Annotated in this window: 12 protein-coding genes; 8 read left to right on the top strand and 4 right to left on the bottom strand. The window is 53.3% G+C overall.

The features are described 5' to 3' along the window. The first annotated feature begins 15 nt into the window (after positions 1–15). Positions 16–2,967, top strand: a complete 2,952-nt coding sequence (locus K7G70_RS08850; RefSeq protein ID WP_223788264.1) for a fibronectin type III domain-containing protein — start codon at positions 16–18, stop codon at positions 2,965–2,967. Between the two features lie 91 nt (positions 2,968–3,058). Here the strand turns inward: K7G70_RS08850 and K7G70_RS08845 are convergent, their stop codons facing one another. Further along, positions 3,059–3,247, bottom strand: a complete 189-nt coding sequence (locus K7G70_RS08845; protein WP_223788263.1) for a CPXCG motif-containing cysteine-rich protein — start codon at positions 3,245–3,247, stop codon at positions 3,059–3,061. Between the two features lie 161 nt (positions 3,248–3,408). On the opposite strand from K7G70_RS08845, the gene K7G70_RS08840 reads away from it, so the two are divergent. The 6 genes from K7G70_RS08840 (at position 3,409) to K7G70_RS08815 (ending at position 9,270) form a co-directional block, all read left to right on the top strand. Beyond that, positions 3,409–5,592, top strand: a complete 2,184-nt coding sequence (locus K7G70_RS08840) for an HzsA-related protein (RefSeq protein ID WP_223788262.1) — start codon at positions 3,409–3,411, stop codon at positions 5,590–5,592. Between the two features lie 188 nt (positions 5,593–5,780). After that, complete coding sequence (locus K7G70_RS08835) at positions 5,781–6,227, top strand: hypothetical protein (RefSeq protein ID WP_223788261.1); 447 nt, start codon at positions 5,781–5,783, stop codon at positions 6,225–6,227. A gap of 64 nt (positions 6,228–6,291) precedes the next feature. Continuing rightward, positions 6,292–7,107, top strand: coding sequence for an ABC transporter permease (locus K7G70_RS08830; RefSeq protein ID WP_223788260.1), 816 nt, complete (start codon positions 6,292–6,294; stop codon positions 7,105–7,107). After that, positions 7,107–8,024 carry an ABC transporter ATP-binding protein gene (locus K7G70_RS08825; RefSeq protein ID WP_223788259.1) on the top strand — a complete coding sequence of 306 codons (918 nt, stop codon included), beginning with the start codon at positions 7,107–7,109 and terminating at the stop codon, positions 8,022–8,024. The genes K7G70_RS08830 and K7G70_RS08825 overlap by 1 nt, the downstream gene beginning before the upstream one ends. Positions 8,025–8,116: 92 nt before the next feature. Then, on the top strand, positions 8,117–8,881 hold the full coding sequence (locus K7G70_RS08820) for a DUF4097 family beta strand repeat-containing protein (RefSeq protein WP_223788258.1): 765 nt from the start codon (positions 8,117–8,119) through the stop codon (positions 8,879–8,881). 251 nt (positions 8,882–9,132) lie between these two features. Continuing rightward, entirely contained in the window at positions 9,133–9,270 is a 138-nt protein-coding gene (locus K7G70_RS08815; RefSeq protein ID WP_223788257.1) for a hypothetical protein, read from the top strand. Here the strand turns inward: K7G70_RS08815 and K7G70_RS08810 are convergent, their stop codons facing one another. The 3 genes from K7G70_RS08810 to K7G70_RS08800 form a co-directional block, all read right to left on the bottom strand. Then, positions 9,271–9,615: a nuclear transport factor 2 family protein gene (locus K7G70_RS08810; protein ID WP_223788256.1), complete on the bottom strand. Its 345-nt coding sequence runs from the start codon at positions 9,613–9,615 to the stop codon at positions 9,271–9,273. It abuts the gene before it with no gap. Positions 9,616–9,684: 69 nt separating this feature from the next. Beyond that, positions 9,685–10,947, bottom strand: coding sequence for an inorganic phosphate transporter (locus K7G70_RS08805; RefSeq protein ID WP_223788255.1), 1,263 nt, complete (start codon positions 10,945–10,947; stop codon positions 9,685–9,687). Between the two features lie 12 nt (positions 10,948–10,959). Next, the gene (locus K7G70_RS08800) at positions 10,960–11,634 is read right to left on the bottom strand and encodes a TIGR00153 family protein (protein WP_223788254.1); all 675 of its coding nucleotides are present in this window, start codon (positions 11,632–11,634) and stop codon (positions 10,960–10,962) included. 123 nt (positions 11,635–11,757) lie between these two features. Between K7G70_RS08800 and olsF the strand changes: the two genes are divergently transcribed. Next, complete coding sequence (gene olsF, locus K7G70_RS08795; RefSeq protein WP_223788253.1) at positions 11,758–13,506, top strand: bifunctional ornithine lipid synthase OlsF; 1,749 nt, start codon at positions 11,758–11,760, stop codon at positions 13,504–13,506. Positions 13,507–13,539: the final 33 nt, after the last annotated feature.

Here is a 13,539-nt window from a genome sequence, read left to right as displayed (position 1 = left end):
AAAGATGGGAAAATTATGAAGAAAAAAACTTTGATGACAGGCATCGTGGCTGCCTTGTTGGCGGCGCCAACCCAGGAAGTCTCCGCCAAAAATGAACAATCGGTCTCGGCCCCGGTGCTGCAGCACGGCCGCGCGGTGCGGCATGACAAATCTGCCCCTTTGCCGGAACTGATCCGCCTGACCCAAGAAAACACCGAGCTGGTCAACCAAAACCTCAAGCCAGCCGATTATGTGTACCCCAATTTCACTGAGCACCCCACCAAAATCCAACAGGCAGACATGCTCAAAGGATCAGAGGGCGTGCAGGATTTTCGCGGCATCAACAACGTACCCGCGGTGGGCATTTCGTTCGATGGCATCGGCCAAAGTGATGCCCCGGGCGGTGGTTTACCACCCGACACCAATGGCGATGTGGGCACCACCCATTATGTGCAATACATCAACACCGATTGGGCCATCTATGAAAAAGCCACCGGAAATCTGGTGGGTACGGTGCAAGAAGGCAACACCTTCTGGGCTGGATTTGGCGGTCCGTGTGAGACCAACAATGCCGGTGACCCCATTGTGTTGTTCGACAAAACCGCCCAGGTGTGGGTTTTCAGCCAATTCATATCTGGCTCCAATCCCAACGGTTCGCAATGTTTTGCGGTGTCTGATCGGGCCGACATCACCGATCCAGCGGTCACCTTCAACCGCTATCAATTTGAGTTCCCCGGGGTCTTCAATGACTACCCCCACATCGGCATTTGGACCGATGAAAATGGCAGCCGCAGTGGTTACTACTTCGTGACCCATGACTTCCAACTGCCCAGCACCTTTTTGGGTGCTTCTTTCTCGGTGGTCGAGCGGGATGAAATGATCGCCGGAAACCCAGCCGAGTTCGTGCGCTTTGAGAATGTCCAAGGCGGTGGCTCCCATGCTTATGGGGCTCTGCCCGCCCATCTGGAGGGTGACGTGTTGCCAGCCGGTGACACCTGTGCCCCGTTTGTGCACACGCGGGCTGACTTGGATGCTTACTTGTTTTGGAACCTGTGTGTGGATTGGACCACGCCAGCCAATTCCACCATCAGTGCAGCGACCATCCTGTCTGCCGGTGACATTTACAGTGCTGGGGTGAACACCGTACCACAACCGGCCCCGGCCCCCAGCGGTGCCAACCTGGACAACTTCAGTGGCCGCACCATGTACCGCGCCAGTGCCCGGGCCTATCCGTCGGCTTCGGGTTTGCCCATTGACATGGCGATCAATCACGTGGCCGATGCCGGTGACGGCATCGCCGGGGTTAAATGGGTCAACTTCAGCATGCGCTATGATGGCTTGGGCGGCTCGCCAGCGGATAATTTCTCAGTCAAAATCCGCGACGAAGGCTTGTTTTCACCCGATGACGATTACCGTTGGATGGGCGCCATCTCGATCGACCAAAACCGCAACCTGGGCTTGGCCTATTCGGTGTCCAGCTTAACCACCTTCCCCTCGGTGCGCTACACCGGCCGCACCGGTGATGACCCCACGGGCCAAATGCGTTCTGAAGCCTCGTGCGTGGTGGGCACTGGGGTGCAGACCTTTGTTGACAGTTCCGGTCGTGCCGGCCGTTGGGGTGATTACTCCTCAATGAGTGTGGATCCGGTGGACCAATGTACCTTCTGGATGACGGTGGAATACGTTGCCAACACCGGGGCGGTTGATTGGGAAAACCGCATTTGTTCTTTCACCTTCCCCGAATGTGGCAATCCTGAGTTTTATGTGGAAACTGAAGATTCCACCGACCTGGCGGTGTGTTTGGCCGATGGTGCGGTGACTTTGGATGTGGATTTGTATGCCCTGGGCGGTTTTACTGGCACCGTGAACATGTCTTCATCAACCATGCCAGGTGGCTCTTCGGTGTCATTTTCCAACATCGCGGTCAACAGCTTCCCCAGCACCACCACAGCCACGTTCAATGATTTGGATCAGGCCGGAGTGAGTGAGCTTGCGGTGTCCATTTTGGGTGATTCGGTGGCACCCAACTTGTCCCGCTCTTTGGATTTGAACTTGCAGGTGTCGATCGACACGCCGGTGGCAGCCACTTTGAGCTTGCCAGCCGATGCAGCAGTGGGCACCAGTGTCAGACCGGTGTTTGAATGGAATGCGGTCAGTGATGCCTTGTCCTATCGCATCGAAGTGGCCACCGATGCCGGGTTCACCAACATCATTGAAACCGGCACAGCGGGCACCACCTCATACGCCATGGTGGCCTCTTTGGCATCCAACACCCAATATTATTGGCGGGTGATCTCACAAAACAACTGCGACAACAGCGTGCCATCTGCCACCTTCAGTTTCACCACCGGTGAACCGGGTGTCTGTGCCGATTCCTTTGCCACCAACACCGCGTTTGCCGATGACATGGAAGGTGACGTCAGTGACTGGACTGTGTCCGGTACCGGCAGCACTTGGACCCAATCTGGGGTGCGTTTCAATTCGGGTGTGACTTCATTCAAAGCCACCGATGTGGCCAGCTCTTCGGACCAGTACTTGACCTCGCCGAGCATCAACATCCCGACCATTGATCAATCGCCCATCACCTTGTCCTTCTGGAACTTCCAAAACATGGAGGCCTTCAATGGCACCGGCAGCGATGCCTGTTGGGATGCTGGCCTGTTGGAGATTTCCACCGATGGTGGCAACAACTACGTGCCGATTGACAACACCAAGATGTTGACCGATCCTTACAATGGCTTGGTGACCTCCAATCCCGCCAATGCCATCACCGGCATGGAAGCTTGGTGTGCCGACGATGCCGTGCCTGCTTCTGGCGACCAGGAAGTGGTGGCGGTGGTTGACCTGGATGCTTATGCTGGGCAAACCGCTCAATTCCGATTCCGCCTCGGCACCGACAGTGCGGTGGGCGATGAAGGTTGGTACATTGATGACGTCTCGGTACAAGGTTGTATCAACGACGTGATCTTCAAAGACGGCTTCGAGTGAGCCAATCGCAACCAGGTTGCCTGGTTGCGCTGAAAACAAAAAAGCCTTGGTCTGGATGCCAAGGCTTTTTTGTGTCCGCTGTAAATTTCGATCACTCGGCTGTGGTGATCACTGACAGCAGTTTACCCTCAGCGGCGTTGACCTGAAACACGATGGGGTGGCAACACACGTAACAGTCTTCCACATAGGTCTGTTCATCGACACTGCAGTCGATGGTGGTGGTGAATGATTCCCAACAATGGGGGCATTGCACCTGGGCGGTGGCCAAACCGGGTTGCATGATCAAGGCTCCACAATAAATACCGTCAGCATACACCAGCGGTGATAAAAAACCGTCAAAACACCCAAATGACTGGGTATTTTGTAGATTGAGCAATGGATCACGCCTTGCTTCGCTGTCTTGCCCTACAATGGTTGTTCTTTGGATCAGGTGTGGGTGCCATGAAAAATTCATTATTTGGACTGTTGTTGTGTGTTTGCTCGGGCGTCAGTTTGGCTGGCTCGGTGTCGATCAGCAACCCCGTGATGTTTGTCACACAATTTCCCATTGCGGCAGATTTTGCCACCATTGGCTCGACTTTTGCCAACCATTCAGGCAGCATGCAAAGCGCCGGTCGCGGCGGTGATCTGTACATCCGCTATCCCGATGGCAGTCTGCGCAACCTGACCCAAGAAGCCGGCTATGGGGTGGTGGGTTTGCAGGATGAAAATGCCATTGCTGTGCGTGATCCACACGTGCACTGGGGTGGTCAAAAAGCTTTGTTCAGCATGGTCATTGGGGCGCCGGAGCAGTTCCAATACAATGACTATTATTGGCAAATCTATGAAGTCAGCGGCTTGGGCCAAGGCCAAACGGTGCAAATCAGTCTGGTGCCCGGCCAGCCCAATGATTACAACAACATCACACCAATCTATGGGTCGGATGATGCGATCATCTTCACTTCAGACATGCCTCGCAGCCAAGACCGCTTCAATTATCCCCAATATGATGAGTACGAGTCCACCCCCACCAACACCGGCTTGTGGAAACTGAAGGACGGCCAAGTCAGTTTGATGCAGCACTCACCATCGGGCTCATTCAGCCCCTTCATTGACCAAGTCGGTCGCCTGGTGTTCACCCGTTGGGATCACCTGCAACGGGATCAACAAGCCTCACCCACCAATGTCAATGGCGCATTCAATTACAGCCGGGAAGGGGCTTCCGCGGTGCGCATTGATACCGTGGCTGAGGTGTTTCCAGAACCCCGGCCAGCTGAATTGGATCTGTTGCAAGGCACCAATTTGGAAGGGCATCGGATCAATCATTTTTTCCCTTGGCAATTGAATCAGGACGGCACCGAAGAAGAAACCCTGAATCACGTGGGTCGGCATGAGTTTCACAGCTATTTCAATCGTTCATTGAACGACGACCCCAACTTGATTGAGTTCATTGCCGGGGTCAGTCCACGACCCAACCAAAACAGCATCTTGAACGTGTTTCAAATGGACGAAGACCCCAACAACACCGGGCGCTTTGTGGGAGTCGATGCGCCGGAGTTTGCCACCCACTCTGCGGGGCAATTGATTGCCTTTGATTTGCCCTTGGGGGCTGACCCTTCCTTGGTGCAAGTGGATTACCTGAGCCATGAAAGCACCCGCAACGTGGTCGATGATGGCGACACCCCACCGCCTGAACATGTGGGTTTCTTCCGCGATCCGGTGACCCTCAACGACGGTCAGCTGTTGGCGGTGCACACCGCCGAAACCCGCCGGGCGGGGAATGACGGCACCCGAGCAAACCCCCAACCCCGCTATGATTTCACCATCAAGTCAGTGACCCCCAATGGCAACAATGACTGGGTGCCCAGCGACCGCCTGACCAGCTTGGGCAATGTGACCATTTCATACTATGATCCCGATGTGTTGGTCAGTTACACCGGCCCTTTGTGGGAGATGTCGCCGGTGGAAGTGGTGTCGCGCACGGTACCACCCATGACCCAAGAAGTGTTGTTGGATCCGGAAGCCCAGGTGTTTGCCGAAGAAAGTGTCGACGTCAATGCGTTCAAAGCCTTTTTGCGCAATTACCAATTGGCGGTGGTGGTGATGCGGGACGTGACCACCCGCGATGAATTGGATTTACAACAACCTTACAACCTCAAAGTGGCCGGCAGCCCGCACCAAACCATTGGCAGTCCTGGCACCTTGTATGAAATGTCGCACATGCAATTTTTTCAAGGCGATCAAGTGCGTGGTTATGGCGGGGTCACCAACCCCGATCCTGGCCAACGGGTGATTGCCCAATACCTGCACAGTGCCAACGCCACCACCCAGAACCTGCCACTGGTCGGTGCCCCCCCAGGCAGCACCGAGATTTACCCGGATGGTTCGGTGGCGGCTTTTGTGCCGGCCGGTCGGGCCATGAGCTGGCAGTCTTTGTCACCTACCGGTGAGCCGGTGGTGCGGGAACGCTATTGGATCACCTTTCAACCCGGTGAAATTCGGGCCTGTGGCGGTTGTCACGGGGTCAATCAAGTGGACCAGGCCGGAAATTTACCATCCATCATCAAAGCCGAAGCGTTTCGCGATTTGTTGCGGCACTGGGCGGACAATTACACCGATTTGATTTTTGCCCATGCGTTTGATTAAACCCACATTGATGCCACATCAGTCAGCGGTTTTAACCAAAGAGTCATTAAATTTAGGTTAAATTTGTTTGCCGCAGCCACTCGATAGCTGTGATAGAATCTATGGTCACAGGCCCGGTGTGTGTTCAGGATCTATGTGTTTGACGCGATTGGGTTTGATCAATAATAATTAATTTGGGAGAAGAAAAAATGAAAGTAGCAGCAGGCGTGATTTTAATCATTGCAGCCGTGTTCAATCTGTTTGCCGGTTTGGCTTATCTGGGTGGTGGCGCAGCCACATCTGGATTGAGTTCGGCGATGGACTCAGCGGTGATGCAAGAACAAATGACTGAAGCCGAGAAAGCCGAAATGGAGCGTGTTCAAGACGAAGTGGGCGGCGCTGGTATGGGCTTCATGGCATTTGGTGTGTTCCTGTTGGTGAGTGTGGGTATTTTGATTGCGGGTGCGGTGTTCCTGTTCACCAACAAAAAGGCCCAATTCATCATGGTGGCAGGTGGCATGGCCATCGTGGCCGAAGTCATAGGGATACTCATTACGACCTTCGGCATCACCAACCTGATTGGTTTGGTGGGTGGTATTTTGGCCATCATCTGTGCCAAATCCATGGGTCAGCCCGACGCGGCTCCGGTCGAATAAGCCAAACCATTATCAACTAACCAGAAGCAACCGAATCGGTTGCTTCTCTTTTTGGGTGTCTTGAATGCGTACACACATGATCAAACGATTGGTGGCACAGGATTTGCACTACGCTTTGCGCAGTGCTCGCGGGGTGCTTTTTTTGGTGTTTTTTTCGGTGTTCTGGTTTTGGGTGTTTTCCAAGTTTGGCCAGATTGACACCCAGTGGTTGCGCAACCCAGAGAGCACCGTGCTCTTGTCGTGGCTGTTTGATCCGAAAACCGCCCAAGCCTTGTTCATCGATCGACACCCGGCATTCTCTTTGTTTTTCTTGGTGGCCATCAACACCGCACCGATGTTTGTGCTGTTGGCTGCCAGTGACCAAACGGCCAATGACATCGGCAGTAAGTATCTGCGCTTCTTGTTGCCCCGCTGTCAACGCACCGAAATCTATCTGGGTCGTTTCCTGGGTTGTGTGTTGTTGGTGTGGGCGGCGTACATCACCGTCAGTCTGGTGGCGGCCTTGTGGGTGGTGTTGTTCAACGGCGCCAACTTGGCTGAGATCATGGTTGAATGGTTTTGGGTGGTCATTTCAATGATGGTTTACGTGTTGCCATTCATCGCTTTCATGTCGTTGTGTTCGGCCCTGGTCGGCTCCGCAGGCTTGTCGGCCTTGTTGGGCATGGGGGCTTATCTGTTGGTGGTGATCATCATTGGCATCGTCGGTATTCGCTATGACGGTGCGGCTGAATTGGTCGGTTGGATTCTGCCCAACACCATCAAACCCTGGATCTTGTTGATGGATCTGGGCCAGTGGCTGAAATCGCTGCTGGTGGCAGCTGTCTATGTGGTGATTTATGGCTGGCTGGGCTGGCTGATGTTTTCTCGGAGGGACATTTGATGAGCAGCGCGATTTCGGTCAACAACCTGAGCAAACAATACGGCCAACAGTACGCTTTAAAAGACGTGACCTTGGAGGTCAAAGCCAACATCACCACTGGTTTGATCGGTCCCAATGGCGCCGGCAAAACCACTTTGATGTCATTGATTTGTGACTTCATTCACCCCACCACCGGCCAAGTCAGGGTGTTGGGCCACCCGGCCAATGACGTGGCGTTGAAAGGTCGGGTTTCCATCCTGCCGCAAGACGCGCGGTTTTTGAAATCATTGTCGATCAAAAAACAATTGGCCATGTTGGCTGAGCTGCAAGGCTTTGCCCCAGCCGAAGCCCATCAGGAGTCACTGCGGGTGCTGGATTTGGTGGATTTGCGACCGGCCCAAAATAAATTACCAGAACACCTCAGTCATGGCATGTTGAAACGGTGTGCCATTGCCCAAGCGTTGATCGGTGAACCGGAATTGATCATGCTGGATGAACCCACGGCGGGTTTGGATCCCAGCACCACCGATTCAATCAAAGCGGTGATCAAAAACCTGCAAAACCAAGCCACCATCATCATCAGTTCGCACAACTTGTCGGTGATCGAGGATTTGTGTCAGGAGGTGATCATCTTGCACCAAGGCCAGTTGCATGCGCACCATGCCTTGGATCAAATCGTGGTCAAACAGGAAGCCCTGACGGTGAAACTGGCCGATCATCCCACCGCAGAACAAGTCGCCGCCATCGGTCAAATTGATTGGATCAAGTCGGTCAAAACCGGCAAACCGGGCAGTTGTTTGATGGTCATTTACTATGATCCGGATGCCACCGAAGACGTCGAAATCAATTTATTGATGGCTTTGAAACAACAGGGCATGACCTATCGAGAGTTCACCAAAGGTGAGCGCTTGCAAGAATACATGACCGACCATTTTTAAGCCGACAGACTGGGTCTGACAGATTCGCTGTAACTTTGTGGGATCTGGTCCGTTAACGATACTGATACCAGCAACAAACAGAGGAAAGACACATGAAAAAAATTGCATTGGCCGGCGCCATCAGCCTGGTCACCGTGGCAGCATTGGCCGGTGAAAAATTAGAATTTGACCGTTCCTTGAACCTGTCAGCCGATCGCCTGAGCGCCGTCGAATTTGACGTCGGAGCCGGCTCCCTGGACATCATTGGCACCGATGACAATGAAATCAACGTCGAGGCCACCATCGTCTCCAAAGACTTCAACAGCTTGGATGACTTGATGGCGGCGTTTGACAGCAAAATGGATTTTCGCCTGGAGCGTGAAAGCGAATATGCCATGTTGTATGCCAAGTCCAACAAAAGCATGAATTGGGGCAAGTCCAAGAACATCGCCATCAACTTAACTGTGACCGTGCCGCGCGGCTTTGATGTGGTGGTGGATGACAGTTCAGGCTCGATCAGCATTGAACGCATCGATGGCACCGTGAAAATCGATGACGGCTCTGGCAGCATCAAGGTCAGTGATATCGGCAATGATTTGTGGATTGATGACGGCTCGGGTTCGATATCGATCAACAACGTCCAAGGCGATGTCGACATCGATGATGGTTCAGGCTCGGTGGAGATGAAAAACATCACCGGTTCGGTGAAAGTCGAAGACGGTTCCGGCGGCATCACGGCCAAAGTGATCGGCGGCGATTTCACCGTTGATGACGGCTCTGGCGACGTGGTGGTCAAGGAATTGGTTGGCGACTTCCGCTTGATCGATGACGGTTCCGGCTCAATCCGGGTCAACGGCGAAAAATGGGGCAAAAGATAAGCCCCGAGCCAGGCCATAGACCAACAACCTGAGGGCGTGATTTTCACGCCCTTTTTGGTGGCACGGATATATGCTGGGACTTTTTTCCAAGGCCACGGTTATGATGATGAAAACGATGTGCTTGTTGTGGGTCTCAGTGGCTTCCAGAGAGCCATTGAAATATGAATAAACCCTGAGTCTACAGGCTGCCCATCTGTCGCAAGCGCACATCATTGCTGGCCAGGGCTCCCTGATGGTCATCGGGGTGTCTGGTGAGCATTCGTGTGTCAGGAGACCTGCGCATCGATGACGGCGATGGCGGCATCATGGTGATCGGTTTGGCCGGGCGATTCATGCTCGACGACGATGCCGGGGGTGCCGTTTCGGTCAATGCTCAAGACCCCCAATAGTCAGCGCACTTCAATGTGGCGAATCAAGCCATCAACCACCACCAACCGTTCGGTGCCGTTGCGGACCACTTGCTGGCCTTGTTGATCAACCGCGAGGCACGTGAAGGTCACTTCGGTGATGTGGGGTGAAGTCAATTGACAATCGTCGATGTGCCACACCAGGGATTGGTGGTTGGCGAAGAATCCCCGCATCATGCGCATGATGTCCTTGACCCCAAAATACAAACCGGTGTGGGCCGATGAGTAGGTGGCTTCGGCATGCAACATGCGTTCAATGGCGGTGAAATCCGCTAGGTTGGCACATTCAAAATAAAGCCGGGTGATGCTGACAGGATCGGTTTTCATGGCCCCATTGTCCCACAAAAAAGACCGGCTGTTGAGCCGGTCTTGGGTTTTCGTGACGGCTTGTGTTGATCAACCAAAAATGGCTTTGAGGATGAAGAAGAACACAATCGACAAACTGGCCCCGGCGGGAATGGTCACCACCCAGGAAGCAAAGATGTTGCGCACCACTTTCAGGTCGATGGCACTGATGCCACGGGCCATGCCGACACCCAGCACCGCTCCGACCAAGGTTTGCGTGGTGGAAATGGGCATGCCGGTACCAGAGGCCACCACAATGGTGGTCGAGGCAGCCAATTCGGCGGCGAAACCGCGAGATGGCGTGAGGTGGGTGATTTTTTGACCGACGGTGCGGATCACGCGCACACCGAACGTGGCCAGGCCGATCACAATGCCGATGCCACCCAACAACAAGACCCAGGTTTGGATGCCAGATTTGGCGGCCACCACCCCGGTTTGGGCCGTCGAAACAATGGCGGCCACCGGTCCCACGGCATTGGCCACGTCATTCGAACCGTGGGCAAAAGCCAAGCCCGAAGCGGTGATCACCATCAGCACGGCAAACACTTTTTCCACGGTGTAAAAGTGAAAGTCTTTTTCTTTTTTCTTGTCTACTTTGATGCGCGAAATGAAGTAAGCGCCGATCAAGGCCACAATCACGCCGCTCAGAGCCGCATAAGAATAGGCTTGGACGTCGCTCAGGTTCAAACCCACGTGCTTCAAACCTTTTTTGATGGTCACCAAAGTCAACACAAAAGCGGTCAGGAACATGTACACCGGCACATAGCGTTTGGCTTTGGCCAACGGGTCTTTTTGTTTTAGGATCAAATGATGCACGGTTTGGAAAATCAAAAAGGCGATGAAGCCAGCGATCACTGGGGTGATGATCCAACTCATCACGATGTCACCCACTTTGCTCCATTTGATTGCTTCGGTGCCAATACCCACCGCGGCAAAACCGACCACCGCGCCAACGATCGAGTGGGTGGTGGATACTGGCCAACCCCGACGGGAAGCCAACAACAGCCAACAGCCGGCGGCCAACAAGGATGCCAACATGCCAAAGACCAACAACTCTGGAGTGTCTTCCACAGAGGACGCATCGATGATGCCTTTGCGGATGGTGGAGGTCACCTCGCCACCGGCGAGCACCGCCCCGGCAAATTCAAAAATGGCGGCGATGATGATGGCCTGTTTGATGGTGATGGCTTTGGAGCCGACCGAGGTGGCCATGGCATTGGCCACGTCATTGGCGCCGATGCCCCAAGCCATGAAACCACCAAAAATGGCGGCCAAAATGAGGTAAGTTAAACCGTACGATAATTCGAATTCCATAAGTCCCCCTGTTTATTTAGCCCACAACAGTTCCAAGCGACGCCCAATGCGTTCGGCCTGGTCTGCCACATCACCCACCATGTCGATGACCTTATACAAAAACATCGCTTCCACTGGTGGTAATTCGGCTTCCATCATGAACACGCTTTCTTGCAGGTCGGTTTGCATGTTATCGGTTTCGGTTTCAATCTTGTCCAGCTTGGCAATCAATTTCTCTACCACCTTGACTTCGGCCCCACGAAAACCCGTTTCATACAATTCGTCCAACTCATTGACGCTTTGTTTGGCTTTCTTGGCAGCATCAACACAGCGTTCGACGAAGCCCATGAAAACATCGGCCAAGGCGGGTGGAATTTGCAGTTTGCGCAAGCGCACCATGCCGGCAATTTGCTTGCTGATGTTGGCCACCTTGTCTTGCACCAGGACCAGCTCCAACAGATCCTGTCGCGGCACCGGCATGAACAGGCTTTTGGGTAAATTCGAACGGATGTCATTTTTTTGATCATCGGCTTCGTTTTCCAGGTGCTTGATTTGTTCGGTGATCTCATCCACCTTGACCCAGTCATTGAGGTTGGCGGCCTGAAACAGGTCTGGTAACAACGCTGCGGCGTCGTAGGCCGTTTTGATGTGTGCTTGAAGAGGCTCGACCGGTGAACGGCCCAGCATGTCAGATATGAAGCTTCCCATGATTGTCCCACAACTTAGAAAGGTCCCCATTATACCCAGCACAGTGGGGGATGCCATGGTCAATGTGGGCAAATGTCATCAAACCTTCATGAAATTGTCATATTGCGGCAAGTTGCCCTGATTATGCTTGAATTTTTCCGCGTGATTCCAATGATTGACATCCAACAAAGCCTGCTGCAGCATTACCCGGAACTGGCCCCCAAAGTGATGAAGTTTGAGAAAGTGTTCAAGCTTTTGGAGCGGGTGCTGCACACCGATGAAATCAATCAGTTCATCCAAAACAACCGCCATTTGACCGGCTTCGCTTTCTTGGATGCGATCCTCAAAGAATTTGATTTTGGCTACAAAGTATCGAACAAAAACCTGATCAAAATACCGGCCGAAGGGCGGGTGGTGATCGTGGCCAATCACCCCATTGGTTCATTGGATGGTTTGGCCTTGATGCGCATGATTTATGACATCCGCCCCGATGTCAAAATCGTCGCCACACCACTGTTGTCGAGCATTGAGCCGATCAAAGAATTGTTTTTACCGATCGACAACATCAGTCAAAAAGCCCAGCACAAACAAAACATCGCCAACATCAATCAGGCGTTGCAACAAGAACAGGCGGTGATCATCTTTCCCGCTGGGGAAGTGTCCAGAATCACGCCCAAAGGGGTCAAGGACGGACCGTGGAAATCGGGCTTTGTGCGCTTGGCCAACAAGAATCAGGCGCCGATTATGCCGGTGTTCATTGACAGCCGAAACTCGGCCATATTCTACGCCGCTTCGATGGTCTACAAACCGTTGAGCAGCTTGTTGTTGATCAATGAAATGTTCAAACAAAAAAGCAACACCATCGAATTCCACATCGGTGATCCGGTGGCACCCAATGATTGGCAGGGCCTGGGTTTGAAACCCAAAGCTTTGGCCCGCAAATTCCGCAAACACCTGTTTGGCTTGCGCAAACAAAAGAGCCAATTCAACACCACCCCAACCATTGCCCACCCGATCAGAACCCGGCGCTTGTGGCATGAAGTCAAGCAACTGCAACCCTTGGGTTCAACCCAAGACGGCATGCGCATCTTCTTAATGCCCTACCAACCCGACTCTTTGCTGATGCAAGAAATTGGTCGCTTGCGGGAATTGTCCTTCCGCATGGTCAAAGAAGGCACCGGCCAACGCCGCGACTTGGATGCTTATGACGTGCATTACCGGCATCTGTTGTTGTGGAATGACCAAGAAATGGAGTTGGTTGGGGCCTATCGCTTGGGCTTTTGTGGCGAAATCATCAGCCAACGAGGCATGGCCGGCATATACAGTTCGACGCTGTATGATTTTGATCATTCCTTGGTCGAAATAGCCGACCAATGTCTGGAGTTGGGCCGCAGTTTTGTGCAGCCCAAATACTGGGGATTGCGGGGATTGGAATACCTGTGGTATGGCATCGGTGCGGTGCTCAATCAGCATCCTGAAATCAAATACCTGTTTGGTGCGGTCTCGATCCCTGGCAATTACCCAACACCGATTTTGGCGCAAATGGCCGCCCATTATTCACACCACTTTCCCAAGCCGGCATCGGCACCCAGTGCCCAGCCCCATCACCCCTTCGATATGGCCGTGTCAGCCCCGAACCTCGAACTCAAACCAGCCACCAAACAGTTGATGGTGGCCATGAAGGCTGCTGGCGTGAAACTGCCGGTGTTGTTCAAACAATACACCGATTTGTGTGAACCGGGTGGGGTCGGCTTCATCAATTTTGCCGTGGATCCTGACTTCAGCGGTTGTGTGGATGGCTTGATTTGGTTGGAATTGGCGCAGATGAAAGCCAACAAACGGGCCAAATACATTGAGCACCACGCGGCACCGATGATGGATCAATCGGCTTGATGTTTGGCTGCTATTCTGGGTTGACTTGCAGCC

The sequence above is a fragment of the Marinicella meishanensis genome (genome assembly GCF_019931145.1).
Classification (GTDB): domain Bacteria; phylum Pseudomonadota; class Gammaproteobacteria; order Xanthomonadales; family Marinicellaceae; genus Marinicella; species Marinicella meishanensis.
Note: the sequence above shows the minus strand (reverse complement) of the source record. Positions and strands in the feature narration are given on the sequence as shown.

Coding starts and splice junctions, on each gene's coding strand:
- K7G70_RS08850 (WP_223788264.1), top strand. CDS start 16: ATGAAGAAAAAAACTTTGATGACAGGCATCGTGGCTGCCTTGTTGGCG.
- K7G70_RS08810 (WP_223788256.1), bottom strand. CDS start 9,615: ATGAAAACCGATCCTGTCAGCATCACCCGGCTTTATTTTGAATGTGCC.
- K7G70_RS08830 (WP_223788260.1), top strand. CDS start 6,292: ATGCGTACACACATGATCAAACGATTGGTGGCACAGGATTTGCACTAC.
- K7G70_RS08840 (WP_223788262.1), top strand. CDS start 3,409: ATGAAAAATTCATTATTTGGACTGTTGTTGTGTGTTTGCTCGGGCGTC.
- olsF (WP_223788253.1), top strand. CDS start 11,758: ATGCTTGAATTTTTCCGCGTGATTCCAATGATTGACATCCAACAAAGC.
- K7G70_RS08825 (WP_223788259.1), top strand. CDS start 7,107: ATGAGCAGCGCGATTTCGGTCAACAACCTGAGCAAACAATACGGCCAA.
- K7G70_RS08820 (WP_223788258.1), top strand. CDS start 8,117: ATGAAAAAAATTGCATTGGCCGGCGCCATCAGCCTGGTCACCGTGGCA.
- K7G70_RS08800 (WP_223788254.1), bottom strand. CDS start 11,634: ATGGGAAGCTTCATATCTGACATGCTGGGCCGTTCACCGGTCGAGCCT.
- K7G70_RS08805 (WP_223788255.1), bottom strand. CDS start 10,947: ATGGAATTCGAATTATCGTACGGTTTAACTTACCTCATTTTGGCCGCC.
- K7G70_RS08845 (WP_223788263.1), bottom strand. CDS start 3,247: ATGCAACCCGGTTTGGCCACCGCCCAGGTGCAATGCCCCCATTGTTGG.
- K7G70_RS08835 (WP_223788261.1), top strand. CDS start 5,781: ATGAAAGTAGCAGCAGGCGTGATTTTAATCATTGCAGCCGTGTTCAAT.